The organism is Streptomyces sp. ST2-7A, from assembly GCF_021390475.1.
In the GTDB taxonomy this organism is placed as follows: Bacteria; Actinomycetota; Actinomycetes; order Streptomycetales; family Streptomycetaceae; genus Streptomyces.
The window spans coordinates 18,461-42,555 of sequence record NZ_JAJUWS010000013.1 but is presented as its reverse complement, the minus strand read 5'-3'; the positions used below and the strand labels follow the sequence as shown (position 1 = coordinate 42,555).

The window sequence follows — 24,095 nt, the reverse complement described above, 5'->3', positions numbered from 1 at the left end:
TCGCGCCACGCACCCGGGACCGTCCCACGGACCTCACCATCACTTCGGGGGGAGAAGAAGTGAAAGCACTCGTTCTGTCGGGCGGATCGGGCACCCGCCTGCGCCCCATCACGCACACCTCCGCCAAACAGTTGGTGCCCGTGGCCAACAAGCCGGTGCTCTTCTACGGCTTGGAATCGATCGCCGAGGCCGGCATCACCGAGGTGGGCATCGTCGTCGGTCACACCGAGGACGAGGTGCGGGAGGCGGTCGGCGACGGCTCCCGCTTCGGCCTCAAGGTGACCTACATCCGCCAACGGGAGCCGCTGGGGCTCGCCCACGCCGTGCTGATCTCCCGGGAGTACCTGGGGGACGAGGACTTCGTGATGTACCTCGGCGACAACTTCATCATCGGCGGCATCACCGGGGTGGTCGAGGAATTCCGGCGTTCCCGCCCGGCCGCCCACATCCTGCTCACCCGGGTCCCCGACCCGGGTCGGTTCGGGGTGGCCGTCCTCGACGAGCGGGGCGCGGTGATCGGCCTGGAGGAGAAACCCGAGCACCCCCGGAGCGACCTGGCCCTGGTGGGTGTCTACCTCTTCTCCTCCGCAGTCCACGAGGCCGTACGTGCCGTCGAGCCCTCCTGGCGCGGCGAACTCGAGATCACCGACTCCATCCAATACCTCATCGACTCCGGGGCCGATGTCCGCTCCGATGTCATCGACGGCTACTGGAAGGACACCGGCAACGTCGACGACCTGTTGGAGGTCAACCGAACGATCCTGGAGGGTCTCGAGCGCCGCGTCGACGGCGAGGTCGACGAGAACTCCCAGATCATCGGGCGGGTCGTGATCGAACCCGGTGCCAGGGTCATCGGCTCCCGCGTCGTCGGCCCCGCCCTCATCGGGGCCGGAACCACCGTCACGGACTCCTATATCGGGCCGTTCACCGCCGTTTCCGAACTCTGTCGCATCGAGAACAGCGAACTGGAATTCTCCATCATGTTGCGTGATTCCTCCATCATCGGCCTGCGCCGCATCGAACGCTCCCTCATCGGGCGGCACGTTCACGGCGTCGCCGGTCCCCGCACGCCTCATGCCCACCGGTTGGTCCTCGGCGACCACAGCACCTTCCGGATCAGCTCATGACCGGACCGCGCCTCCTCGTCACGGGTGCGGCGGGGTTCATCGGCTCCACCTACGTCCGCAACCTCCTCGCCGACCCGGCCCGGGACGTGCGGATCACCGTCCTCGACCGCCTCACCTACGCCGCCGGGCTCGACAACCTCGACCTCGGGGACCCACGGCTGTCCTTCGTGAAGGGGGACATCCTCGATGAACCACTGGTCGACTCGCTGATGGCGGGGGCCGACCAGGTGGTGCACTTCGCCGCCGAATCCCACGTCGACCGTTCGATCACGGGAGCCGCGCCCTTCGTCCGCACCAACGTCCTGGGTACACAGGTGCTCCTCGACGCCGCGTTGCGCCACGGCACCGATCGCTTCATCCACGTCTCCACCGATGAGGTGTACGGCTCCATAACGGAGGGCTCCTGGTCGGAGGACCACCCGCTGGCTCCCCGCTCGCCCTACTCCGCCTCCAAGGCCTCCGGCGATCTGCTGGCACTCGCCTACCACCGAACCCACGGACTGGACGTGCGCGTGACGCGCTGTGCCAACAACTACGGGCCGCGGCAACACCCCGAGAAGGTCGTTCCGCGTTTCATCACCCGCCTGCTGGAGGGGCGCACCGTGCCGCTGTACGGCGACGGCCTGCACGTGCGCGAATGGCTGCACGTGGACGACCACTGCGCGGGCGTGGAGGCCGTCCGGAACCACGGCGCACCCGGACGTGTCTACCACTTGGGCGGGGGGGAAGAGTTGACCAACCGTCGGCTCACCGCCCTGTTGTTGGCCGCCTGCGACACGGACTGGAGTCGCGTGGAGTATGTCGAGGACCGCAAGGGACACGATCGGCGCTACTCGCTCGACTGGTCGCGGGCCCGCCGGGAGCTCGGCTACCGCCCCGTCCGCGACCTCCGCACCGCCCTCGTCGAGACCGTCGCCTGGTACCGGGACAACCCCTCCTGGTGGAAGCCACGGATCTGAACCCTCTCGTCCCGTCCGCGTCCGCTTCCGGTTACCGCCCCCACCCGCTCACCGCCCCATGGGCCACCGCCCGGGAGGACAATGATGCGCGCCCTCTTCACCACGCTGGCCAAGGAGTCACACCTCCACAACCTCGTTCCCCTCGCCTCGGCCCTGCGCACCGCCGGGCACGAGGTCGTCGTCGCGAGCCAACCCGAACTCGCCGCCTCGATCTCCCGCAGCGGTCTGACCGCCGTGCCGGTGGGCAAACCCCTGCACATCCAGCGGCTCGCCCGGCGAACACCCCGCTCGGCGATGCTCAACGGTGGCACCGCCATGATCAACGAGACCCGGCCCGAGAGGCTGACCCCGGAGTACGTCCACGACCTGCTCCGTACCAGCGCCTCCTTCTACGAGGTCATGGCCGACCGCGTCATGACGGACGACCTGGTCGACTTCGCCCGGAGCTGGCAACCCGACCTCGTGGTCTGGGACGCCATGACCTACTCCGGCCCCGTCGCCGCACAGGCGGTGGGCGCCGCCCACGCCCGTATCCTCTTCGGCCTGGACCACTGGGGCAGGATCCGGGAGATCTTCCACCGGCAGGCGGCGGACCCCACCGGGCCCCGGCTCCCCGACCCCCTGCGCCACTGGCTGTCGGGCAAGCTCGCCCCCTACGGCACCGGATTCGACGAGGAGACGGTCACCGGGCAGCTCACCATCGACCCGATGCCACCGTGGATGCGCTACCCCGTGAACCTGCCCACGCTCCCGCTGCGCCACATCCCCTACAACGGTCCGGCCGTCATCCCCAACTGGCTGCGGCACCCGCCCACCCGCCCCCGGGTCTGCCTGACTCTCGGCATCTCCCTGCGCGGCATGCTCGACGGTCGGATGTCCCTCACCGACCTGCTCGACGCCGTCGCCGACATGGAGGTGGAGGTGGTCGCCACCCTCGATGCCGAACAACTCGCCGAGGTCCGGGTGCCGCCGAACGTCCGGGCCGTGGACTTCGTGCCCCTCAACGCCCTGCTCCCCAGTTGTTCGGCCGTGGTCCATCACGGCGGCGGCATGACCCGGGGCAACGCCATGGCGCTCGGCATCCCACAACTCATCGTCCCCAACTGGCTCTGGGACGAGGAGGAGTTCGCCCGGCGGTTGGCGGATCGGGGAGCCGCCCTGATGCTCACGACCGAAGAACTGACACCGGAGCGCCTGCGCAAGGACCTCGAACGCCTGCTGGAGGACCCGTCCTTCGGCGAGGCCGCCGCGCGGGTGCGACGGGACGTGAACTCGGTGCCCTGTCCCAACGCCGTCGTACCGACGCTGGAGGACTTCGTCTCCCGGCACGGCCGGGGGGCGACGGAAAATCGGAGACCCCGATGACCTCGTCCACGAAGAGACCCCATCGCCCGATGTCCGTGCCGGCGGCCGGAGTGGCCCCGACCGTCGGGGAATCGCCGGAGCCGCGTGCCGGATGTCATCCGACGGGGGGTGATTCCGGTGAGAACCGCAGGGGACGCACACGGGGGTGACATGAGCATACGAGTCATGCTGGCCGGCGATCATCGACTGATCCTGGAAGTACTCGCCGAGACACTGGCTCTGGTCCTCGACTTCCGGGTCGTCGACATCGCCTGCGAGAACGAGAAGATCCTCACCACGGCCGTGGAGGCGAAACCCGACATCATGGTGCTGGGATCGGGCGCGCTCGGGGACCCCGGCCTGGATCTGGTCCAGGATCTCCGGGCACGTGTGCCGTCCTGCGGCATCGTGCTGCTCGCGGCCGAACCGAGCCGCCCCCTGGTGACCCGGGCGGTGAACGCCGGTGTGCTCGGCATCGTCTCCAAACAGGCGGAGCTCTCCTGCCTGATCACCACCCTCCGGGGCGTGGCGGCCGGCAACCTGGTCATCCCACCCGGGGCACTGGGCGATTCCCCACCCCGTGTCCCCCGACCTCTCAGCGACCGGGAGACGCAGATCCTGCGGCTCACGGCGACCGGGGCGTCGATCAAGGAGATCGCCCGGGAGATGTATCTCGCCGCGGGCACCGTGCGGAACCTCAGCTCCGCGGCGATCAAGAAGTTGGAGGGGCGCAATCGCTTCGACGCCGCCCGCATCGCGGCGGAACGCGGCTGGCTCTGAGCGGCGTTCCGCTTCCGCGTGGCCCCGATGACGCGTCGTACGGGAAACCGGGGCACGGGGTCCGGCGGGTGGGGCGGGGCGGGGGACACCGGGTCACGGGTTCTCCCCGGGACATGCCGGGAAATCCGGAACGGCGATGACCCCCGCCCTCCACCCCTTCCCGGGCCGGGGTCCCTCCCCCGGCCCGGGATCCACCACCTCAGGGGGTGGGGGTCACGCCGACCGGTTCGCCGGTGTAGCTGCGCCACAGTTCGGTGTACCGGCCGCCGGCGCTCAGCAGTTCGGCGTGGGTACCGTCCTCCACGACCCGTCCGTCGTCCAGGAGCACCACCCGGTCCGCCCTGGCCGCCGTGGTGAGGCGGTGGGCGACGACCAGGGTGGTGCGCCGCCCGGCGAGCCGGTCGGTGGCCTCGTTGACCAGCGACTCCGTGGCCAGGTCGAGGGCGGCCGTGGCCTCGTCCAACAGCAGGATCCTCGGATCGACCAGCTCCGCGCGGGCCAGCGCGATGAGCTGCCGCTGACCGGCGGAGAGGTTGCGGCCCCGTTCGGCGATCGGGTGCAGGTAGCCGCCGGGCAGCCCGGCGATCATGTCGTGCGCGCCGACCGCCCGGGCCGCCGCCTCCACCTCGGCGTCCGTGGCGCCGGGTCGTCCGTAGGCGATGGCGTCGCGGACCGTGCCGGCGAACAGGTAGGACTCCTGAGGTACGACGCCCAGCCGGCTGCGGTAACCGGTCGGGTCCAGTTCGCGGATGTCCCGCCCGTCGACCAGCACGGCCCCCGAGGTCGGGTCGTAGAACCGGGCCACCAGCTTGACCAGGGTGGACTTCCCGGCGCCGGTCTCGCCGACGAAGGCGACGGTCTGTCCGGCCGGGATGGTGAGGTCCACGTCGATCAGCGCGTCCGGGGCGTTCGAGGAGGCGGTGCCGTAGCGGAAACCGACCTTCTCGAAGCGGATCTCCCCCTCCACCCGCTCCACCGGCAGCGGCCGGGCGGGGGGCGGGGTGGAGGTCGGTTCCCGCAGCAGCTCCTGGATGCGGCCCAGCGAGACGGTGGCCTGCTGGTAGCCGTCGAAGACCTGGGAGAGCTGCTGCACCGGCGCGAAGAACAACTCGATGTACAGCAGGTACGCCACCAGGGCGCCCGCCGTCAGGGTTCCGGCGGCGACCCGGCCGGAGCCGAGGATCAGCACCCCGGCGGTGGCCGCCGTGGCGAGCAGTTGCACGAAGGGGAAGTAGATCGAGATGAGCCACTGGCCCCGGACCCGGGCGCGGCGGTAGCCGTCGGAGCGCTCGGCGAACCGGGCCTCGGCGGCGGCCTCGCGGCGGGATGCCTGCACCAGGCGCAGGCCGGAGACGTTCTCCTGCAGGTCGGCGTTGACGCCGGCGACGCGTTCGCGGGCCAACTCATACGCCTTCACGCTGGCCCGGCGGAAGAAGACGGTGCCGATGACCAGCGGGACGAGGGTCGCGAGGACCACCAGGGCGAGCTGCGGATCGATGACGACGAGGGCACCCAGGATGCCGAGGAAGGTCATGATCGACACCAGCGCCTGCACCAGCCCGGTCTGCAGGAAGGTGGTCAGGGCGTCGACGTCGGTGGTCATCCGGGTCATCACGCGGCCGGTCAGCTCGCGCTCGTAGTAGTCCAGGCCGAGCCGCTGGAGGTGCGCGAAGATCTTGGTGCGCAGCGCGTACAGGGCGCGTTCGCCGGTGCGGCCGACGGCCCGCAGGCCGCCGTACTGCACGAGCCACTGGGCGAGCACCACCCCCAGCGCGATCGCGGCGGCGACCAGCACGGCGTCCAGGGCGCCCCGGGTGACGCCCTCGTCGATGCCGTGCCGGATGAGGATCGGCAGCAGCAGCGCGGCTCCCGCGTCGGCGATCACCAGCAGCAGCGCGAACATCAGCGGTCGGCCCAGGCCGCTCAGCAGGCGGCGCAGTCCGTAGGAGTCCTCCGGTCGGGCGGCCCGCTTCTCGTCGATGTCGGGGAGGTCGTCGGCCGGGGGCAGGGCGGCGACCCGCTCCAGCAGTTCGGGGGAGGCGGGGGCCCCGGCCATGGCGGCGGCGAAGCCCCCGGGGGAGCCGGGTGGGGGCACGGCGGCGCCGGGTGACGGGGCGGGCCTCTCGCCCTCCCGGGTGCCGGCGTCGGGGTGGTCGTCGGGGCGGCGCCACAGTTCGGGGGTGACGCCGCCGACGGGGGCGTGCCCGGCGTCGCGGTCGGCGGCGTCCGCGATCCCCCCGGCCGCCCGCGCGAGGAGGGCGGCGGGGTCCCGCTCGGTGCCGGCGAGACGCTCGGGGTCGGCGATCAGCGACCGGTACAGCGGGCAGCGCTCCTCCAGCTCCTCGCGGGTGCCGACATCCACCAGCCGTCCGGCGTCCAGGACGGCGACGCGGTCGGCGAGCAGCAGGGTGGAGCGGCGGTGGGCGATGAGGAGGGTGGTGCGCCCGGCCATCACCTCGTTCAGCGCCTCGTGGATCTCGTGCTCGACGCGGGCGTCCACGGCCGAGGTGGCGTCGTCCAGGATCAGCAGCCGGGGGTCGGAGAGCACGGCGCGGGCGAGCGCGATGCGCTGCCGCTGGCCGCCGGAGAGGGTCAGCCCCTGTTCTCCGACGACGGTGTCCCAGCCGTCGGGCAGGGCGCGGATGAAGCCGTCGGCGCGGGCGACCCGGGCGGCGGCGCGCAGGTCGGCGTCGGTCGCGTCGGGGCGGGCGTGGGCGACATTGGCGCGCAGGGTGTCGGAGAACAGGAAGGGGTTCTCCGGGACCAGGCCGATGGCGTCGCGCAGCGAGTCGATCGTCAGCTCGCGCAGGTCGTGGCCGCCGAGGCGGATGGTGCCGGTGTCCGGGTCGTAGAAGCGCGGGAGGAGTTGGGCGATGGTGGACTTGCCGCTGCCGGAGGTGCCGACCACCGCCAGGGTCTCCCCCGGCTCCACCCGCAGGGTCAGCTCGCGCAGGGCGGGCGGGCCGGGGCGCTCGGAGCCCTCGGCGCGGTAGCCGAAGGTGACGGCGTCCAGTTCGACGGAGGCGGGGGCGTCGGCCGGCAGCGGGCGGGCGTCGGGGCGCTCGGCGATCTCGGGCCGGGCGTCGATCAGCTCCAGCACGCGCTCCACGCCGGCGCGGGCCTGCTGGCCCATGGTGAGGATGACGGTCAGCATCCGCACCGGGCCGACCAGCATCGCCAGGTAGGTGGAGAAGGCGACGAAGGTGCCCAGGGTGATGTCGCCGCGCACCGCGAGCCAGCCGCCGAGGGCGAGCATCGCGACCTGACCGAGGGAGGGCACGACCTGGAGGGCGGGGGTGTAGCGGGCGTTGAGTCGGACGGTGCGCATCCGCCCGGCGAACAGCCGGTGGCTCGCCTCGCGCAGCTTGCGGGCCTCCTGCTCCTCCTGGCCGAAGCCCTTGACCACGCGGACGCCGCCGACCGCGCCGTCCACGACACCGGCGACCTCACCGGCACGGCCCTGGGCCCACCAGGTGGCGGGGAACAGTCGCAGTCGGCTGCGGCGGGCGATCCACCACAGCGCGGGCGCCACGGCGAGGGCGACCAGGGTCAGCACCGGGGACAGGGCGACCATGACGATCAGCGAGACCAGGAACAGCATGAGGTTCCCGATGGTCATCGGCAGCATGAACAGCAGGCCCTGGATGAGCTGGAGGTCACTGGTGGCGCGGCCGACGACCTGGCCGGTGCTCAGCTCGTCCTGCCGGCGCCCGTCCAGGCGCATGATCGAGCCGAACATGGCGGTGCGCAGGTCGTGCTGGACGTCCAGTCCGAGCCGGCCGCCGTAGTAGCGGCGCAGGAAGGTCAGGACGTAGACGACGCCGGCGGCGGCGAGCAGCAGACCGATCCAGCCGGCGAGGCCGGGGCCGTCGCCGACGATCACATCGTCGATGATCACCTTGATGATCAGCGGCATGAGGGCCATCACGCCCATGCCTACCAGCGAGGAGATCAGCGAGATCAACACGTTGCGCCGGTGGACCCAGCAGTAGCCGGCCAGCCGACGGATCCAGCCGGGGGCGGGATCGGGATCGACGGGCCCGTCGTCGGGTACGGGGACGGGGCCCCCGGGATCGGGGCCGCCGGGATCGGGGCCGCCGACCGGGTCGGCGCCGCCGACCGGGTCGGCGCCGGGCGCGCCGGTGCCGGCGGGGGCGCCCGGCGGTGCCGTGGCCGCCCCGCCGGCGGGGTCCGGGGTGTGCCCGGTGGTGCGTTCCCGTTCCTCGTGCCCGCCTGCCGTCACGCCGGATCCTCCGTTGGGTCGTTTCGCCGTGGTGGTCGTCTCGCCGTCGCCGCCGATTGCTCCGAAGCGCACAACGTCCCGGACCCGTCATTTCATCCCGGGGGCGTGATCGGGATGCGGGGTGGCGGATGCCGGTGGGCGCCTCGGTAAACGGGATGCGTCACGGGGCCCGGCCGACTACGGTCCGTGCCGTGGGATGTTTCGCGGCGATCATCGAGGGCTCTGTTGCCCGCGCCTCCGCGCGGCGCGCGACACGGGGCCCCCTGCTCGTCGCGCGTCCGCGCGGCCGGCGCCCGGCCCGGGTCCGCCCGATCCGGTCCGGCGTCGTCCGAGCCGACCGTTGTCCCCCGAAGTGACCCGTCCCCGTCGTGATCCCCGGATGATCCCCTGACGCCGTGATCCCACCGCGTCGGGGGCGCGTCCGGTCGGGACGGTGACCGGGGTATCGCTCCGGCGTCCTCTTCCCTCCTCCCTCTCCCGGTACCACCCCGTTCCCCGGTGTCCGCGCGTCGCGGAACGCGCCGGGGCGCCGTGACGGGTCCGGTGGGGGATCTCTCGGAGGAGGCAGTCCCGTCCGCTCCGGCGTTCCGCCGTGACCGTCCGTTCCGTCGTGGCCCGGGCCGTCCGCCGTCCCCCGTTTCCCGGGGACGGGCGGCCGGCCCCCTCGGCGCGCTCCGGCGCGCCCGTGCGCGCGGTGCCGTCCCCGCCCGTCCTCCCTTCCCACGAGGACACGCCATGGCCCGCGATCGACACCGCGCCCGATTCCGTGATCACAGACGAGCGACCCTGTCGCAGAACTTCCTGCACGACCCCGCCGCGCTGCGCATGATCGTGCGCGCCGCCCGGCTCGACCCCGACGCGCTGGTGTGGGAGCCCGGCGCGGGTGAGGGCACACTGACCCGGGAGTTGGCCCGCCGGGCCGGTCGGGTGCGGAGCTGGGAGATCGATCCCGCCCTCGCCGCCCGGCTGCCGCACCGGCTGCGGGACCTGCCGAACGCGCGTCCGGTGCGCGGGGACTTCCTGCGCGCCCGCCCGCCGCGCGAACCGTTCGCGGTGGTGGGCAACATCCCCTACTCCCGCACCACCGACATCGTGCGGTGGTGCCTGGCCGCCCGGACGCTGCGCTCGGCGACGCTGCTGGTCCAGGAGGAGTACGCCCGCAAACGGGCCGGGGCGGGCGGTCGGTGGACGCTGATGACGGTGCGCGGTTGGCCGGAGCACTCCTGGTCGCTCGGCGGGCGGGTGTCGCGGCACCGGTTCACGCCGGTGCCGCGCGTGGACTCGGCGGTGCTGCGGATCGAGCGCCGGACGGTTCCGCTGGTACCGGTCGGGGCCCTGCCCGCGTGGCGCGGGATGGTGGAAGCGGGCTTCGCCGGGGTCGGCGGCTCGCTGACCGCCTCCCTCGCCCGGCGGTACGGCCGACGAGCGGTGCGGGAAGCGTGCCGGGCGGCCGGGGTGCCGTTCGACGCGCCGGTGGGGTTGGTCTCCCCGGATCGGTGGCTCGTCCTCTTCCGGACGCTGGAGCCCGGGGTGGCCGGGCCGCGGTGAGCGGTCCCGGCACGGTGCCGGGCGCGGGGTCGCCCCCGCCCGGCACCCGGCGGGTCGCGCTAACCGAGCCAGTGCGCGAACTGACCGTGGGGAGCGGTCCAGGCGATCGGCCGGCCGTCGAGGGCGAGCAGGAAGGGGGAGCGCGTCTCCCCCGCGATGCCCTCCGGAACGGGCGGCACACCCTCGGCGTGATCCGGGTAGACGCCCGGGGACTCGTTGCACAACCAGTGCGCGGGCGAGTCGAGCACGGTACGGGCGAAGGCGTCGCGTCCCGCGCGGTCGAGGTACATCAGCACCGCGCTGTGGAAGACGACGGGGGTGGTGCCCAGCGGGACCCGGTCGATCAGCCCGGCGACGGTCTCGTTGAGGTCGCCGCGCAGCACCGGGGGCGGGTCGGCGGCGGCCACGCGCAGGGCGGCCGCGAGCCGTTCGGCGCGGGGGCGCTGCCATTCGCCGGGCCAGACCAGGGAGGTGAGCCAGCGGGCGTCGTCCGGGTCGGCCGGGTTCAGCGGGTTGAGGTCGATGCCGGCGCGCCAGGCGACGGCCGGGGGTTCCTTCGGCACCGGGACCGGCCCGGAGAGCCCGCAGTCCAGCACCACGGGGCTCTCGACGGGGCCGATCGGCGGGAGTTCGCCGTCGGCGTCCCGGTAGCGGTACCGGTAGCGGTCGGGTTGCAGGCACAGGCCGGCGGAGGCGCCGACCTCGATGAGCGCCAGGGGTTGCGGGAGCGCGGCGAGGACGGGGAGCAGCGCGGCGCAGCGGCCGACCTCGTTGGTCTGGGTGCGGCGCTCGGTCATCACGGCGGCGACACGGTCCCAGTGGGCGAGGGTCCACTCGCGGAAGGCGGGCCAGGTGTCGATGGGTCCGTCGAGGAAGCGGACCGCGCCGAAGAGGATGTTGGGCTGCCGTTTGATACGGGGCATGGTAGCCAGCCGGTCGATCAGCTCCGGGTCGTCGGCGACGCCGGCGGCGAGGGCGCCGTAGAGCGGGGAGTTGCCGGGCGCCTCGTGCTCGGCGAAGTCCCGGTACCAGCGGGAGGCGTGCGCGGCGGCGTCCTCCGGTCGCGCCGCGTCCTCCGCCCGCGTCCCGTCGGTGGCGTTCGGGTCGCGTGGGCCGTTCGTCCCGGGTGTTCCGGTGGTCATGGTGCCCCGTTCGTCGTCGTCGCGGGGTCGGGACGGCGCCACCGGGTCACGGCGGAGCCGGGGCTCCCGACCCGAGCCCTGGTCCCGTCGTCATTCCCCTCCTCCGCTCCCCCCAGACATGGCCGGATCGGGCGACGGGCCGGTCGGTCAGGCCGCGCGGTCGACGGCGACCCGGGTGACGGAGGGTCCGACGTCGGTGGGTTCGGCGACGGCGGCCACGGAGGCTGCCAGCACGTCCAGGGAGAGGTCGAGAACGGTGGCGAGGGCCGCGATGGTGGCGAAGGCGGGGGTGGGCGCCCGGCCGGTCTCGATCTTGCGGAGCGTCTCGGCGGAGATGCCGGCCGCCGCGGCGATCTCCGGCATGGGGCGGTTGCCGCGTGCCTCGCGCAGCAGCCGACCGAGGTGCCGGCCGCGCTCGCGCTCCAGGGGGGTCAGGGGATTGCGCACCATGACACGATCCTAGCGTGCGTGATACTTATACCGGTATAAGAATTGGCCAGGTCGTTCCCCCGGGGAGGGCCGGACGCGTCGTGCCCCGATGTCGGGGGACGGAAGGAGAACGCGATGGTGGAGATCAAGTCGGACGCGGCGATGGACGCGATGCGGGAGGCGGGACGGGTGGTGGCCCGGGCACTGGCGGCCGTGCGCGCGGCGGCGGTACCGGGCGTCCGCCCGGTGGAGTTGGACGAGTTGGCGCGGGGGGTCATCGAGGAGGCGGGGGCGAAGCCCGCCTTCCTGCACTACCGCCCGTCCTTCGCCCCGACCCCGTTCCCGGCGGTGATCTGCGTGTCGGTGAACGACGCGATCGTGCACGGGATCCCCGGCCGGAGCCCGTTGCGGAAGGGGGATCTGGTGAGCGTGGACTGCGGCGCCGTGCTGGACGGCTGGACCGGGGACTCGGCGATCAGCTTCACCGTCGGCCCCGGCCGGCCGGAGGATCTCCGCCTGGTGGCGGCCGGTGAACGGTGCCTGGCCGCGGGCATCGCGGCGGCGGTGCCGGGGGCCCGGATCGGCGACATCGCCCACGCCATCGGGCGGGAGGGGCGGGCCGCCGGTTACGGCATCCCCGACGGTTTCGGCGGTCACGGCATCGGCCGGCGGATGCACGAGGACCCGGACGTGCCCAACGAGGGACGCCCCGGACGGGGGATGCGACTGCGCCACGGCATGGTCCTGGCCATCGAACCGATGCTGCTCGCCGGCGGGCGCGACGACTACCGACACGACCCGGACGGTTGGACCCTGCGCACCACCGACGGCAGTCGCGCCACCCACAGCGAGCACACCGTGGCGATCACCGACGCCGGCCCCCGGGTGCTCACCCTCCCCTGAGCACCCGGGGTGTCGACCACCCGAACACCGGTCCCGCTCAGTCCCCCCGTTCGGCGGCGATCCGCCGGGCCATCAGGGTGGTCAACTCGTAGGCGGTGTGCGAGGCGGCGACGGCCGTCATCTCCGCGTGGTCGTACGCCGGCGCCACCTCGACCAGATCGGCCGAGATCAGCCGCAACCCGGCCAGGCCGCGCAGGATCTCCAGCAGTTCACGGGAGGTCAGCCCACCCGCCTCGGGGGTACCGGTGCCCGGCGCGTGGGCGGGGTCCAACACGTCGATGTCGATCGACACGTACAGCGGACGGTCGCCGATGCGCTCGCGCAACTGCTGCACCACCTCGTCCACGCCCCGGCGCATCACGTCGGCCGAGGTGACGATGCCGAAGCCCATCCGCGCGTCCTCGTCGAGGTCACGGCGGTCGTAGAGCGGGCCGCGGATGCCGACGTGGGAGAGGGCGGAGGTGTCGAGGATTCCCTCCTCGACCGCGCGCCGGAAGGGGGTGCCGTGGGTGTAGGCGGCGCCGAAGTAGGTATCCCAGGTGTCGAGGTGGGCGTCGAAGTGCAGCAGTGCCACCGGCCCGTGGCGGCGGGCGGCGGCCCGCAGCAGCGGCAGGGCGATGGTGTGGTCACCGCCCAGGGTCATCAGACGGGTTCCGTCCGCCATCAGGGCGTCGGCGGCGGCCTCGACGGTCTCCACCGCCTCCTCGATGCGGAAGGGGTTGGCGGCGATGTCCCCTGCGTCGGCGACCTGCGCGAGGGCGAAGGGCGAGGCGTCCTGCGCCGGGTTGTAGGGGCGCAGCAGACGGGATGCCTCGCGGATGGCGTTGCCGCCGAAGCGGGCGCCGGGACGGTAGGAGACACCGCTGTCGAAGGGGACACCGACGACGGCGACGTCGGCGGTACCGACCTCGTCGAGGCGGGGCAACCGGGCGAAGGTGGCGGGACCGGCGTAGCGGGGCACCCGGGAGGAGTCGACGGGACCGCGCGGGGCGGTCGCCCCGGTGGGGGCGTCGGTGGACGTGGGCTCCGGGGTGCGGGGGGTTCCCGGGGTGCCGGGAACGCTGTTCGGTGGGGTCTCCATGGGGTGAGGGTAGGCAGCGGGGACCGGGATTCGGTTCCGCCTTTCCGGCGGAACCGGGGTCACGTTTTGGACACCCGGGCAGGCGCTCACGCGGGCGTTCGGATCGCGGGGTCACAATGGGCCCATGAACTCGGTCCCCCCGGCCATGTCGGCCGCCCTCGTCCCGCCGGGCCCGCCGGTTCGGCCGGTGCCCTCGGCCCCCTCCCGTTCCGAACTGCTGGACCATCTGCTGCGCACCCGGATCGCGGGCGAGGTGGCCACCCCCCGGGAGAACAACCTCTCCCACTACCGGGAACTGGCCAACGGCAACCGCTACTACTGGCTCGGGGTGGAACTGGGCGACCGCTGGAGCGACGAGCAGGACGTGCTCGCCGTGATGGCGGAGCGCTGCGGCGTGGACGAGGACCCCGCCCATCGGCAGGGGCAGGACACCATCGACCCCGAGCTCACCGTGGCGGCGCTGGACCGCACGGCGGAGGTGCTGCGCCGGACCGCGGAGTCCGGCGGCCGGTTCCTCTCCGCCACCGGGCATCCGGGCGGCCTGCTGGACACCCACTCGCGGGTGACCGCCGCCCTGGTCGCGGCCGGGTGCGAACTGGTGCGGGTGCCGCTGGGGTTGACCGCCGACGAGGGTGTGGTCACCCAGTTGGCGGGGGTGGCGATGTACGAGCGGGGGGCGTCCCTGTGGCACACCCACTCCCCCGCCCCGATGGCGGAGATCCTGCGGGCGCTGCCGCAGGAGGGGGAGCCGACGCCTGATCTGGTGATCGCCGACCACGGGTGGGCCGGGTGCGCGGCACAGCACGGCATCGAGACCGTGGGGTTCGCGGACTGCAACGACCCGGCGCTGTTCCTGGCCGAGGCCGAGGGAACACTGGCCGTGTGCGTGCCGCTGGACGACCACGTGACCGATCCGCGGTACTACGAGCCGATGACGGCGTACCTGCTGGCGGCGGCCGGCCTGGAGTGAGCCCCGCCCCGGGCCATGTGCCCCGGAGTTCCGGGCGGCCGTCCCGACGCCGGTGGCGGGACGGCGGTCCCGGCCGGGACACGGCGTGGCCGGGGTACGGCGGGACCTTCCGGGAACGGTCGGGTCAGGAACGGTCGCGGGGGACGCGCACGACACCCTCCTGTATGACCGAGACCGCGAGCCGGCCGTCCCGGGTCCAGATCTGTCCCCGGGCCAGACCGCGCCCGTTCTGCGTGGTCGGGGCGTCGGTGTCGTACAGCAGCCACTCGTCGGCGCGGAACGGACGGTGGAACCACATGGCGTGGTCGAGGCTGGCGCCCACCACGTCGCCGACCGTCCAGCCGCCGCGCCCGTGCGCGAGGAGCACCGAGTCCAGCAGGGTCATGTCGGAGACGTAGGTCGCCAGGCAGAGATGGACGACGGGGTTGTCGTGGACACCCTGGATCTTGCCGTCGGTGCGGAACCACACCCGCGAGCGCGGCTCGCGCGGCTCCCCGACGGTGGCGTAGGGCGGTTCGACGGCGTAGCGCAGGTCGATGGCGCGGCGCGCCTCGAGCAGCAGCGGCACCACGTCGGGGTGCATGAAGGTGTCCGCGTACCGGGGCAGCAGCTCGTCGGCGGTCGGCAGCGACTCCGGGTCGGGCGCCCCGGGCATCTCCTGCTGGTGCTCCAGGCCCTCCTCGTGCACCTGGAACGACGCCGAGAGGTGGAAGATCGGCTGCCCGTGCTGGACGGCGACCACCCTGCGGGTGGTGAACGACCGGCCGTCGCGGATGCGGTCCACCTGGTAGACGATCGGGGCGCCGGGGTCACCGGGGCGCAGGAAGTAGGAGTGCAGGGAGTGCGGCAGCCGGTCGTCGGTGACCGTGCGGCAGGCCGCGACCAGCGCCTGGGCGGCGACCTGACCGCCGAAGACCCGGGGGATCACCGAGGGGTGGCTGTCGCCCCGGTAGATGTCCTGCTCGATCCGCTCGAGATCGAGCAGGTCGAGCAGGTACTGGAGGGTGTCGTTCATGGAACAAGTTCTACCCGATGCGGGTGGGACCGGCCGGCCCGGTACGGGCTTCCCGGTCGGGGGCCCGGGGGCGGCCCCGGGGGCGGGGGCCGCCGGTGTGGACGGCCCCGCCCCCGGGTCGTTCACAGGCCCATCGACTTGGCGATGATCGAGCGCATGACCTCGCTGGTCCCGCCGTAGATACGGGTGACCCGGGTGTCGGTGTACATCCGCGAGATGGGGTACTCCCGCATGTAGCCGTAGCCCCCGTGCAACTGGAGGCACTTGTCGATGACCCCGGCGGCGCGCTCGGTGACGAAGAGCTTGACCGCGGCGGCGTCGGCGGGGGTCAGCTCGTCCGCCTCGTCGGCGTCCAGCGCCCGGTCGATCAGCGACTGCATGGCCAGCACCTCGGTCTGACAGTCCGCCAGCACGAACTTGGTGTTCTGGAAGGCGGCCACCGGCTTGCCGAAGACGGTGCGCTCGCGCACGTACGCGTCGGCGAAGCGGATGGAGGCGGCGGCCTGGGCATAGGCGTACAGGGCGATGCCCAACCGCTCCCGGGGGAGGTTGTGGGTGAGGTAGGAGAACGCCTTCCCCTCCTCGCCGAGCCGGTCCTCCACCGGCACCTTCACGTCGGTGAAGGAGAGTTCGCCGGTGTCCGAGGCGAGCAGCCCCATCTTCTCCAGCTTGCGGCCCACCGCGTAGCCCTCGGATTTCGTGTCCACGACCAGGATGGTGATACCGGCGCGGCGGTCGTCCGGGTCCGGCGGCGAGGTGCGGGCGCAGACCAGGACCCGGTCGGCCTGGACGCCACCGGTGATGAAGGTCTTGGCGCCGTTGAGCACGTAGTGGGTGCCGTCGGCGGAGAGCTTCGCGGTGGTCTGCATCCCGGCCAGGTCGGAGCCGGTGCCCGGCTCGGTCATGGCGATGGCGGTCATCATCTCGCCGGCCGTGAAGGGAGGCAGCCAGCGCCGCTTCTGCTCCTCGGTGCCGTACTGGAGGAGGTAGGGCAGGCAGAGGGCGGTGTGCACCGAGGAACCACCGAAGCTGACCCCGGCGCGGGCGAGTTCCTCGGTGATGACAGCCTGGAACTTGAAGCTCTTCTCCCCGGCGCCGCCGTACTCCTCGGGCACCTCGATGCCGAAGACGCCCAGTTCCCCGAGCTTCTTGTAGAACTCGCGGGGGACGTGCCCCTGCGCCTCCCACTCGGGGTAGGCGGGCACGACCTCGGTCTCGATGAAGTCGCGCATGGTGGCGCGGAACGCCTCGTGGTCCTCGTTGAACACCGTACGGCGCACGGGTGCCTCCTGGTCTCGGCCCGGCCGCCGGGGCGGGCCCTCCTTGGGTCCGGTCGTGGGCCAAGCGCCGTCCCCCCACCGCCGGGCCGGGGAGCCCGAGGGGCGGAATCACTGTCTAAGCGCTTGCTCAGTTGCGAGGCTACTCCGCCGGCGAGCGAGGGACAAGGGTCGGCACCGGCACCGGCGGGCCACCCCCACCGGCCGACCACCGCCCCCTCACCGATACGAGTGACCCGGATCACCGCGGCGACCCCGGCGGACACTCCCGGGCAACACGACGAGGGCCCGGATCCGATGAATCGGATCCGGGCCCTCGTCCTTCAGTAGCGGGGACAGGATTTGAACCTGCGACCTCTGGGTTATGAGCCCAGCGAGCTACCGAGCTGCTCCACCCCGCGTCGTTGTGTCTTCACTGTAGAGGGCCGGGGACCCGCAAAGCAAATCCGCGTGAACGGCGGGTCGCGCCGGATCGCGGGACGCCGACCGGGAGCCGACACCGACCGGCGCTCAGGAGGCCTGCGCGCAGCCGGGGCACCGGCCGTAGTAGGTGACCGTCACCTCGTCCACCGCGAACCCGAAGCGCTCACCCGACGGCAACGCCGCCATCAGGTCGCCCTCGGTGCGCACGTCGCGGATCATTCCGCAGCCGGAGCACACCAGGTGCTGGTGCTCCTGGTGGACATTGGGGTCGTAGCGCTTGGCCCGCCCGTCGGTGGTGACCTCCACCACCTCGCCGAGCGAGACGAGCTCGCCGAGGGTGTTGTAGACGGAGGCGCGCGAGATCTCCGGCAGGCGTTCCACGGCGCGGGCGTGGACCTCGTCGGCCGTGTAGTGGACGTGCTCGCCGTCCAGCACCTCGGCGATGACCCGGCGCTGCGCGGTGAGCCGCCAACCGCGGTCGCGAAGTCGCTGTAGCAGGTCACTCATGCACTCCACCCTAGCGTGAGGCCGTTTCCGGCGATATGGGGTACAGGTCCGGATCCTGTACGAACGTCGATCCCGTATGAATCGAGTACCCGTCTTGACTTGGACATAGTCCAATATAGGATTCGGTAGGACACGGGCCAAGCCCCGTGTCCGACACGAAGACCCGAAGGGCGAGATATATGACCGAGCAGATCACAGCAGGGCCGCTCACCACGGAGGCCGGTGCCCCGGTGGCCGACAACCAGAACAGCGAGACCGCGGGCGTCGGCGGCCCGGTCCTCATCCAGGACCAGCTGCTGATCGAGAAGCTGGCGCACTTCAACCGTGAGCGCATCCCGGAGCGCGTGGTCCACGCCCGCGGCGCCGGCGCCTACGGCACCTTCACCGTCACCGCCGACGTGACCCCTTACACCCGGGCGAAGTTCCTCTCCGAGATCGGCAAGGAGACCGAGGTCTTCCTGCGCTTCTCCACCGTGGCCGGCAACCTCGGCGCCGCGGACGCCGTCCGCGACCCGCGCGGCTTCGCGCTGAAGTTCTACACCGAGGAGGGCAACTACGACCTCGTCGGCAACAACACCCCGGTGTTCTTCATCAAGGACGCCATCAAGTTCCCCGACTTCATCCACACCCAGAAGCGCGACCCGTACACCGGCTCGCAGGAGGCGGACAACGTCTGGGACTTCTGGGGTCTGAGCCCGGAGTCCACCCACCAGGTGACCTGGCTGTTCGGCGACCGCGGCATCCCCGCGAGCTACCGCCACATGGACGGCTTCGGCTCCCACACCTTCCAGTGGACCAACGAGGCCGGCGAGGCCTTCTGGGTCAAGTACCACTTCAAGACCGACCAGGGCATCAAGAACCTCACCCAGGCCGAGGCCAACCGGATCGCCGGCGAGGACCCGGACAGCCACCAGCGCGACCTGCGCGAGTCCATCGAGCGCGGCGAGTACCCCTCCTGGACCGTGCAGGTCCAGATCATGCCCGCCGACGAGGCCTCGACCTACCGGTTCAACCCGTTCGACCTGACCAAGGTCTGGCCGCACGCGGACTACCCGCCGATCGAGATCGGCAAGCTGGAGCTGAACCGCAACCCGGAGAACATCTTCGCCGAGGTCGAGCAGTCGATCTTCTCCCCGCACCACTTCGTGCCGGGCATCGGCCCCTCCCCCGACAAGATGCTCCAGGGCCGGCTGTTCGGTTACGGCGACGCCCACCGCTACCGCGTCGGCATCAACGCCGACCACCTGCCGGTGAACCGCCCCCGGGCCACCGAGGCGCGCTCCCACGGCCGGGACGGCTTCATGTACGACGGTCGCCACGATGGCGCCAAGAACTACGAGCCGAACAGCTTCGGCGGTCCGGCGCAGACCGACCGTCCGATGTGGCGGTCCACCCCCGTCTCCGGTGACACCGGCAACCACGAGGCCCCGGTGCACGTCGAGGACAACGACTTCGTCCAGGCGGGCAACCTCTACCGACTGATGTCGGAGCCGGAGAAGGAGCGCCTGATCGAGAACCTGTCCGGCTTCATCGCCAAGGTCTCGCGGGACGACATCGCGCAGCGCGCGATCGAGAACTTCCGCAAGGCCGACGAGGACTACGGCAAGCGGCTCGAGGTCGCGGTCCAGGCCCTGCGCGGCTGACGACCCGCTTGCCGTACCGCTCCCCGTCCGGCACGGACGCCCCCGGGCTCCGGTCGGGCGGGGCATCGGACGGGGGCATCCATGACGACCCGGGTCGCCGGGCGCGTCGCGAGGGGACGGTTCACCGTCCCGGACCGCGACGTCCGCGACCCGGGTCGTCGCGCGTCCGGGGGCGGTCGTCCCGTGACCGGCGTGGTCCCGATGGTCGGGCTCCCACCGGTCGCCGCCCTACACCGCGGCGGTGGGGACCGGCGTCCAGCAGCGGACGATGTCGCGCACCGAGACGATGCCCACCGGTCCGCCGTCCCGTAGGACGATCAGATGCCGGAAACCCCCGGAGGTCATCGCGGTGGCGGCCTCCGCGAGGGTCCAGGAAGGGGCGGCGAAGACCACGTCGGTGGTGGTGTGGGCGCCGGCTCGCTCACGGTCGGGGTCCTGCCCGGCGCCCACCGACCGCAGCACGTCCCGCTCGGTGAGGATGCCCACCCCACAGGTCTCGGGGTCCAGGACGACGGCCGCGCCGACCCGACGGTCGGCCATCAGGCTCGCGGCTCGGCGCAGCGTGTGTTCCGGACCGATGGTGAGGACGAGCGTGCTCATCGCGTCGCGTACCAACATGGGGCACACCTCCGGGGTGTCGGCCGGGCCCGTGACCCGTCGGGACGCCCTCGGAATGTCAACCGCCCTGCGACGAGGTGTCGTTGGAGTGCGGCCGGAATGCCGGCGGCGTGCCCGGGGACCCGTTCGGGAACCTTTTCACAAGGTCACAAGCGGGGAGAGTGTTCATCGTCACACGACCCCGGGAGGCCGACAAGGGGGCGGGCGACGTGAGAGGGGTGAACGGTCCCGCCGGGGGCGCCGTGCGCGCCCGGTACCCGGCGCGGAACACCGCCCGGGCGCCGGGTACCGCGCCGCCCCGCCGCCCCGACCGGTGGATCCACCGGTCGTCAGCCGGGCACGCCGACAACCGGTCGCGTGACACCCCCTCGGGAACGGCCGCGTTCCCGTCGCCGGCCCGGCCCGGTTCCACCCCTTGTCGCCCGGGTACTCCGACAACCGGTCGTGCAACAACCCGTTGGAGACGGCGGCGTTCCCGCCGTGCATCCCGTCCCGGCCCGGTTCTACCCCTTGTCGCCCAGGTACTCCAACAACCGGTCGTGCAACAACCCGTTGGAGGCGGCGGCGTTCCCGCCGTGCACCCCGTCCCGGCCGTCGAGCCCGGTGAACCGGCCCCCCGCCTCCTCGACGATCACGGCGTTGGCCGCCATGTCCCACATCGACAGCTCCGGCTCGGCGCAGATGTCCACCGACCCCTCGGCGACCATCATGTACGGCCAGAAGTCGCCGTACGCCCGGGTCCGCCAGCAGTCCCGTCCCAGTTGCAGCAACCCTCCCAGCCGGTCGCGCTCCTCCCAGCCGGTCAGCGAGGAGTAGGCGAAGGAGGCGTCCTCCAGTCGGGACACCCGGGAGACCGTCAGGCGGGTCGCCGAGCTCAGGCTGCGGCCGCTGTAGGCGCCCCCGCCCAGCGCCGCCCACCAGCGCCGGCCCAGGGCCGGGGCGGAGACCACGCCCACCACCGGGCGTTCCCCGCCCTCGACCACCTCCATGAGGGCGATCAGCGTCGCCCACACCGGCACGCCCCGAACATAGTTCTTGGTGCCGTCGATCGGGTCGATCACCCAGCGGCGGGGACCGCTGCCGGCGGTGCCGTACTCCTCGCCCAACACCGCGTCACGGGGTCGGGCCCGCCCCAGGATCGAGCGGATCACCTCCTCCGCCGCCCGGTCCGCCTCGGTGACCGGGGTCATGTCCGGTTTCGTCTCGACCCGGAGATCCAGGGCTTGGAAGCGCTCCATCGTCGCCGCGTCGGCGGCGTCGGCGAGAACATGGGCGAGACGCAGATCCTCGTGGTGGTCGGCCATGCCCGCTACCGTATCGGCCCCCGGCGCACCGGCAACGGTGGAGGTCCGGCGCGAACCGGGGCGGGACGGGGCCGATCGGGGATCGGGGCAGGGCCGCGGCCGGAAAGGATCAGTCGCCCTCGCGGCGCTCGCGCGTCGCCAGCAGCCGGCGCAGGGACTCCAGCCGCCGCGGGTCGGCGTGGCCGGTCGCGACCCATTCGTCCAACGCGCAGTCCGGTTCGTCGTGGCCGCAGGCACGCGGGCACCCCTCGGTCCCCGGCTCCAGGTCCGGGAAGGCGAGGATGACCCGCGAGGGGTCCACGTGGTGCAGACCGAAGGACCGCACGCCGGGCGTGTCGATCACCCAGCCCTCCGGTGTCCCGTCCCCCGCCGACAACGGCAGGGCCAGCACGGAGGTGGTGGTGTGCCGGCCGCGCCCGGTCACCTCGTTGACCCGGCCGGTGGCCCGACGTCGCTCCGGCACCAGGCCGTTGACCAGGGTGGTCTTCCCCACCCCGCTGTGTCCGACCAGGACGGTCGCGCGGCCCACCAGCAGGTCGCGGACGGCCGCGATCACCCGCCGGGTCGCCTCGTCCGGGTCACCGGCGTCCCCCTCGTGCAGGGCCGTGGTCACCACGCAACGGATGCCCAGTGGGGCGTAGCTCTCCAGCATCGTGTCGGCCGGGGCCAGGTCGGCCTTGGTGAGGATCAACAGCGGTTCCAGACCGGCGTCGTAGGCACCGACCAGGCAGCGGTCGATCAGCCGGGGGCGCGGCGGCGGGTCGGCCAGGGCCGTGACGATCGCCAACTGGTCGGCGTTGGCCACCACCACGCGCTCGTAGGGGTCGTCGTCGTCGGCGGTGCGGCGCAGCGCGGAACGGCGCTGCTCCACCCGGACGATGCGGGCCAGGGCGTCGCGGTCGCCGGACAGGTCGCCGACCAGGGCCACCCGGTCGCCGACCACCACTCCCTTGCGGCCCAGTTCGCGGGCCTTGATCGCGACCACCGGCCGCTCCCCCACCCGGCAGGTGATCCGTCCCCGGTCGACGGTGGTGACCATGCCCTCCACGGCGTCCTCGTGGGCCGGGCGGCGGTGGGTGCGCGGGCGACTGCCCTTGCGGTCGGGGCGGAACCGGATGTCGTCCTCGTCGGTGTGCTTGCCGTAGCGTCGCATGCCTGTCCGCCTCAGCCCCGGGGCGCGGCGGTCGGGAGCCTGCCGGCGAGCATCGCCCGCCAGCGGGACCGGAATTCCGCGATCCCCCCGCCGACGGCCTCGCCGATCGGGTCGTCGCCGGGCTTCCCGCCGCGTCCGGGGTCGGCCACGTCGATCGCCGGGCCCGTGGTCCGGAGGGCGGCGGGGGTGCCGGAGACCAGGTCCAGCAACGCGGCGACGGCCGCCCGCCGGGGATCCGCGGTGCGCGGTGGGACGCCGCGCAGCGGACGCGGACGAATCCGCAGCACCGTACCCGGCGAGCCGCCCGCCGTCGGCACGTCGGGGGCCTCGGTGATGTCGGCGCCCAGCGCGAGCAGGTCTCCGATCACGGTGTCCGGCACGTCCGCGCGACGCACCCGCAGCACCGACCCGCCCTCGGCGAGGGCCGCCAGCGCCACGATGCCGGCCACCCAACCAGCCCCCGATCCGGTCGCGGCCGCCGCCGGGTCCCGCAGGTCGAGCTCCGCTCCGCGCAGCGGACCGGAGCCGGTGACCGTCAGGCCGTGGTCGTCGACCGAGCACCGCCCGCCGAGGGCGGTCAGCACGTCGGCCAGCGCGTCGGTGGGGCGGCCGATGCGGGCGGGCCAGTCCGGGACGGTGATCCGTCCACCGGTGACCATCGCGGCGGAGAGGAAGGGCAGGGCGGCGACCGGGTCCGGTTCGATCACCACGTCACGGCCCAACAGCGCGCCCGGCGCCACCCGCCACACACCGGACCGGCCGCCCGACTCGGGGGCGTCCACCCGGGCCCCGGCGGCCCGCAGTGAGGCGACCACCGCGCCCAGGTGCGGCAGCCGTTCCGGGGGCGTGCCGGGCCCCTCGGCGGAGGGAACGTGGTGGATCTCCACGCCCCGGTTGCAGCGCGTACCGCACAGCAGCAGGGCGCCGGCGGTACGGGGGTCGGCCGCCACGTCGAGGGCGACCGGGCCACCGTCCAGCAGGCCGGTGCCGTGCACGGTCAACGGGAAGGCTCCCCGGCCGCCGTCGTCCACGCGGGCCCCCAGGCCGCGGAGCGCGGCGATGGTCCCGGCGGGGGAACCGGAGGCCGGGTCGGGGGTCCCGGTCAGCCGTACCCTCCCCTCGGCCAGGGCCGCGAACGGCAACAACAGGCGGGCGGCCCCGAGGCCACCGGTGACGTCCACCCCGGCGGGACCGTGCGGGGCTGCGGGGATGACCCGCCAGGACTCCCCGTGATCACCGGGGACCCCGGCGTCCGGGGCGGTGGCGGTCGCGGAGGAGACGGTCTCCTCGACCCCGATACCCAGGGCCCGCAGGGCCTCGGCGACCAGGAGGGCGTCCCGGGTGCGCGGCGGACGGCGCAGCCAGCCCGGCTCGGCGGCGAGCGCGGCCAGGATCAGCGCGCGGGCGGTCACCGAGCTCGCCCCGGGCACGACGACCGTGGCGTCCACCACGCCGGGGGCGGGTGGGGCGGGCCGGAGAGCGGTGCCTGCGGTGGAGTCCGTCATGCGGGCCACTTTAGTGTGTCACCCAGTGTCATCGCGCGGCGATGACCCCGTCGAATCGATGCCGAGCGGGGCGCGGAGGGCGGAGGGGCGCGCCGGCGGGAGCACGGAGCCGATCCGTCCGACG

19 protein-coding genes and 1 tRNA gene are annotated in these 24,095 nt (G+C 72.9%); 8 read left to right on the top strand and 12 right to left on the bottom strand.

The window, feature by feature from the left end; genetic code table 11:
* Positions 1-59 precede the first annotated feature (59 nt).
* From LZF96_RS10395 to LZF96_RS10380, 4 genes are all read left to right on the top strand, one after another.
* Entirely contained in the window at positions 60-1,127 is a 1,068-nt protein-coding gene (locus tag LZF96_RS10395; RefSeq protein ID WP_233869207.1) for a glucose-1-phosphate thymidylyltransferase, read from the top strand.
* Positions 1,124-2,086, top strand: a complete 963-nt coding sequence (gene rfbB, locus LZF96_RS10390; RefSeq protein ID WP_233869204.1) for a dTDP-glucose 4,6-dehydratase — start codon at positions 1,124-1,126, stop codon at positions 2,084-2,086. The genes LZF96_RS10395 and rfbB overlap by 4 nt, the downstream gene beginning before the upstream one ends.
* A gap of 84 nt (positions 2,087-2,170) precedes the next feature.
* Positions 2,171-3,451 (top strand): activator-dependent family glycosyltransferase, encoded by a 1,281-nt coding sequence (locus tag LZF96_RS10385; RefSeq protein WP_233869201.1) that lies wholly within the window; start codon positions 2,171-2,173, stop codon positions 3,449-3,451.
* Positions 3,452-3,601: 150 nt separating this feature from the next.
* Positions 3,602-4,210 carry a response regulator transcription factor gene (locus tag LZF96_RS10380; protein WP_233869198.1) on the top strand — a complete coding sequence of 203 codons (609 nt, stop codon included), beginning with the start codon at positions 3,602-3,604 and terminating at the stop codon, positions 4,208-4,210.
* 199 nt (positions 4,211-4,409) lie between these two features.
* On the opposite strand, the gene LZF96_RS10375 is transcribed toward LZF96_RS10380, so the two are convergent.
* Entirely contained in the window at positions 4,410-8,219 is a 3,810-nt protein-coding gene (locus LZF96_RS10375; protein WP_233869405.1) for an ABC transporter ATP-binding protein, read from the bottom strand.
* Between the two features lie 969 nt (positions 8,220-9,188).
* On the opposite strand from LZF96_RS10375, the gene erm reads away from it, so the two are divergent.
* Complete coding sequence (erm, locus tag LZF96_RS10370; protein WP_233869195.1) at positions 9,189-10,001, top strand: ErmE/ErmH/ErmO/ErmR family 23S rRNA (adenine(2058)-N(6))-methyltransferase; 813 nt, start codon at positions 9,189-9,191, stop codon at positions 9,999-10,001.
* A gap of 59 nt (positions 10,002-10,060) precedes the next feature.
* Here erm and LZF96_RS10365 read toward each other — a convergent pair whose 3' ends face one another.
* Together LZF96_RS10365 and LZF96_RS10360 are read right to left on the bottom strand one after the other, a co-directional pair.
* Positions 10,061-11,143: a DUF2332 domain-containing protein gene (locus tag LZF96_RS10365; protein ID WP_233869192.1), complete on the bottom strand. Its 1,083-nt coding sequence runs from the start codon at positions 11,141-11,143 to the stop codon at positions 10,061-10,063.
* 147 nt (positions 11,144-11,290) lie between these two features.
* Entirely contained in the window at positions 11,291-11,593 is a 303-nt protein-coding gene (locus tag LZF96_RS10360) for a helix-turn-helix domain-containing protein (protein WP_233869189.1), read from the bottom strand.
* Between the two features lie 114 nt (positions 11,594-11,707).
* Here LZF96_RS10360 and map point away from each other — a divergent pair, with 114 nt between their 5' ends.
* Positions 11,708-12,475 carry a type I methionyl aminopeptidase gene (gene map, locus LZF96_RS10355; protein WP_233869185.1) on the top strand — a complete coding sequence of 256 codons (768 nt, stop codon included), beginning with the start codon at positions 11,708-11,710 and terminating at the stop codon, positions 12,473-12,475.
* Positions 12,476-12,512: 37 nt separating this feature from the next.
* On the opposite strand, the gene speB is transcribed toward map, so the two are convergent.
* Positions 12,513-13,556, bottom strand: a complete 1,044-nt coding sequence (gene speB / locus LZF96_RS10350; protein WP_233869183.1) for an agmatinase — start codon at positions 13,554-13,556, stop codon at positions 12,513-12,515.
* 145 nt (positions 13,557-13,701) lie between these two features.
* Between speB and LZF96_RS10345 the strand changes: the two genes are divergently transcribed.
* Entirely contained in the window at positions 13,702-14,526 is an 825-nt protein-coding gene (locus tag LZF96_RS10345; protein WP_233869402.1) for a phosphatase, read from the top strand.
* A gap of 124 nt (positions 14,527-14,650) precedes the next feature.
* On the opposite strand, the gene tesB is transcribed toward LZF96_RS10345, so the two are convergent.
* From tesB to LZF96_RS10325, 4 genes are all read right to left on the bottom strand, one after another.
* Complete coding sequence (gene tesB, locus LZF96_RS10340; RefSeq protein ID WP_233869179.1) at positions 14,651-15,541, bottom strand: acyl-CoA thioesterase II; 891 nt, start codon at positions 15,539-15,541, stop codon at positions 14,651-14,653.
* Positions 15,542-15,663: 122 nt separating this feature from the next.
* The gene (locus LZF96_RS10335; protein WP_233869176.1) at positions 15,664-16,821 is read right to left on the bottom strand and encodes an acyl-CoA dehydrogenase family protein; all 1,158 of its coding nucleotides are present in this window, start codon (positions 16,819-16,821) and stop codon (positions 15,664-15,666) included.
* A 324-nt stretch (positions 16,822-17,145) separates the two neighbouring features.
* Positions 17,146-17,219 (bottom strand) — tRNA-Met (locus LZF96_RS10330).
* A gap of 109 nt (positions 17,220-17,328) precedes the next feature.
* Entirely contained in the window at positions 17,329-17,748 is a 420-nt protein-coding gene (locus tag LZF96_RS10325; protein ID WP_233869173.1) for a Fur family transcriptional regulator, read from the bottom strand.
* A 179-nt stretch (positions 17,749-17,927) separates the two neighbouring features.
* Between LZF96_RS10325 and LZF96_RS10320 the strand changes: the two genes are divergently transcribed.
* Positions 17,928-19,391, top strand: coding sequence for a catalase (locus LZF96_RS10320; RefSeq protein WP_233869170.1), 1,464 nt, complete (start codon positions 17,928-17,930; stop codon positions 19,389-19,391).
* A 228-nt stretch (positions 19,392-19,619) separates the two neighbouring features.
* Here LZF96_RS10320 and LZF96_RS10315 read toward each other — a convergent pair whose 3' ends face one another.
* The 4 genes from LZF96_RS10315 to LZF96_RS10300 form a co-directional block, all read right to left on the bottom strand.
* Complete coding sequence (locus LZF96_RS10315; protein WP_233869167.1) at positions 19,620-20,009, bottom strand: cyclic nucleotide-binding/CBS domain-containing protein; 390 nt, start codon at positions 20,007-20,009, stop codon at positions 19,620-19,622.
* A 503-nt stretch (positions 20,010-20,512) separates the two neighbouring features.
* Complete coding sequence (gene hisN, locus LZF96_RS10310; RefSeq protein WP_233869164.1) at positions 20,513-21,313, bottom strand: histidinol-phosphatase; 801 nt, start codon at positions 21,311-21,313, stop codon at positions 20,513-20,515.
* A gap of 109 nt (positions 21,314-21,422) precedes the next feature.
* Positions 21,423-22,466, bottom strand: coding sequence for a ribosome small subunit-dependent GTPase A (rsgA, locus tag LZF96_RS10305; protein WP_233869160.1), 1,044 nt, complete (start codon positions 22,464-22,466; stop codon positions 21,423-21,425).
* A gap of 11 nt (positions 22,467-22,477) precedes the next feature.
* Positions 22,478-23,971 carry a 3-phosphoshikimate 1-carboxyvinyltransferase gene (locus tag LZF96_RS10300; RefSeq protein WP_233869156.1) on the bottom strand — a complete coding sequence of 498 codons (1,494 nt, stop codon included), beginning with the start codon at positions 23,969-23,971 and terminating at the stop codon, positions 22,478-22,480.
* Between the last annotated feature and the right edge of the window lie 124 nt (positions 23,972-24,095).

Bases quoted from the DNA above. Each gene is read 5' to 3' on its own strand.
- LZF96_RS10385 (WP_233869201.1), top strand. From the start codon at position 2,171: ATGCGCGCCCTCTTCACCACGCTGGCCAAGGAGTCACACCTCCACAAC.
- map (WP_233869185.1), top strand. From the start codon at position 11,708: ATGGTGGAGATCAAGTCGGACGCGGCGATGGACGCGATGCGGGAGGCG.
- rfbB (WP_233869204.1), top strand. From the start codon at position 1,124: ATGACCGGACCGCGCCTCCTCGTCACGGGTGCGGCGGGGTTCATCGGC.
- rsgA (WP_233869160.1), bottom strand. From the start codon at position 22,466: ATGCGACGCTACGGCAAGCACACCGACGAGGACGACATCCGGTTCCGC.
- LZF96_RS10365 (WP_233869192.1), bottom strand. From the start codon at position 11,143: ATGACCACCGGAACACCCGGGACGAACGGCCCACGCGACCCGAACGCC.
- LZF96_RS10300 (WP_233869156.1), bottom strand. From the start codon at position 23,971: ATGACGGACTCCACCGCAGGCACCGCTCTCCGGCCCGCCCCACCCGCC.
- tesB (WP_233869179.1), bottom strand. From the start codon at position 15,541: ATGAACGACACCCTCCAGTACCTGCTCGACCTGCTCGATCTCGAGCGG.
- LZF96_RS10345 (WP_233869402.1), top strand. From the start codon at position 13,702: ATGTCGGCCGCCCTCGTCCCGCCGGGCCCGCCGGTTCGGCCGGTGCCC.
- erm (WP_233869195.1), top strand. From the start codon at position 9,189: ATGGCCCGCGATCGACACCGCGCCCGATTCCGTGATCACAGACGAGCG.
- speB (WP_233869183.1), bottom strand. From the start codon at position 13,556: ATGGAGACCCCACCGAACAGCGTTCCCGGCACCCCGGGAACCCCCCGC.
- LZF96_RS10380 (WP_233869198.1), top strand. From the start codon at position 3,602: ATGAGCATACGAGTCATGCTGGCCGGCGATCATCGACTGATCCTGGAA.
- LZF96_RS10325 (WP_233869173.1), bottom strand. From the start codon at position 17,748: ATGAGTGACCTGCTACAGCGACTTCGCGACCGCGGTTGGCGGCTCACC.
- LZF96_RS10360 (WP_233869189.1), bottom strand. From the start codon at position 11,593: ATGGTGCGCAATCCCCTGACCCCCCTGGAGCGCGAGCGCGGCCGGCAC.
- LZF96_RS10320 (WP_233869170.1), top strand. From the start codon at position 17,928: ATGACCGAGCAGATCACAGCAGGGCCGCTCACCACGGAGGCCGGTGCC.
- LZF96_RS10315 (WP_233869167.1), bottom strand. From the start codon at position 20,009: ATGTTGGTACGCGACGCGATGAGCACGCTCGTCCTCACCATCGGTCCG.
- hisN (WP_233869164.1), bottom strand. From the start codon at position 21,313: ATGGCCGACCACCACGAGGATCTGCGTCTCGCCCATGTTCTCGCCGAC.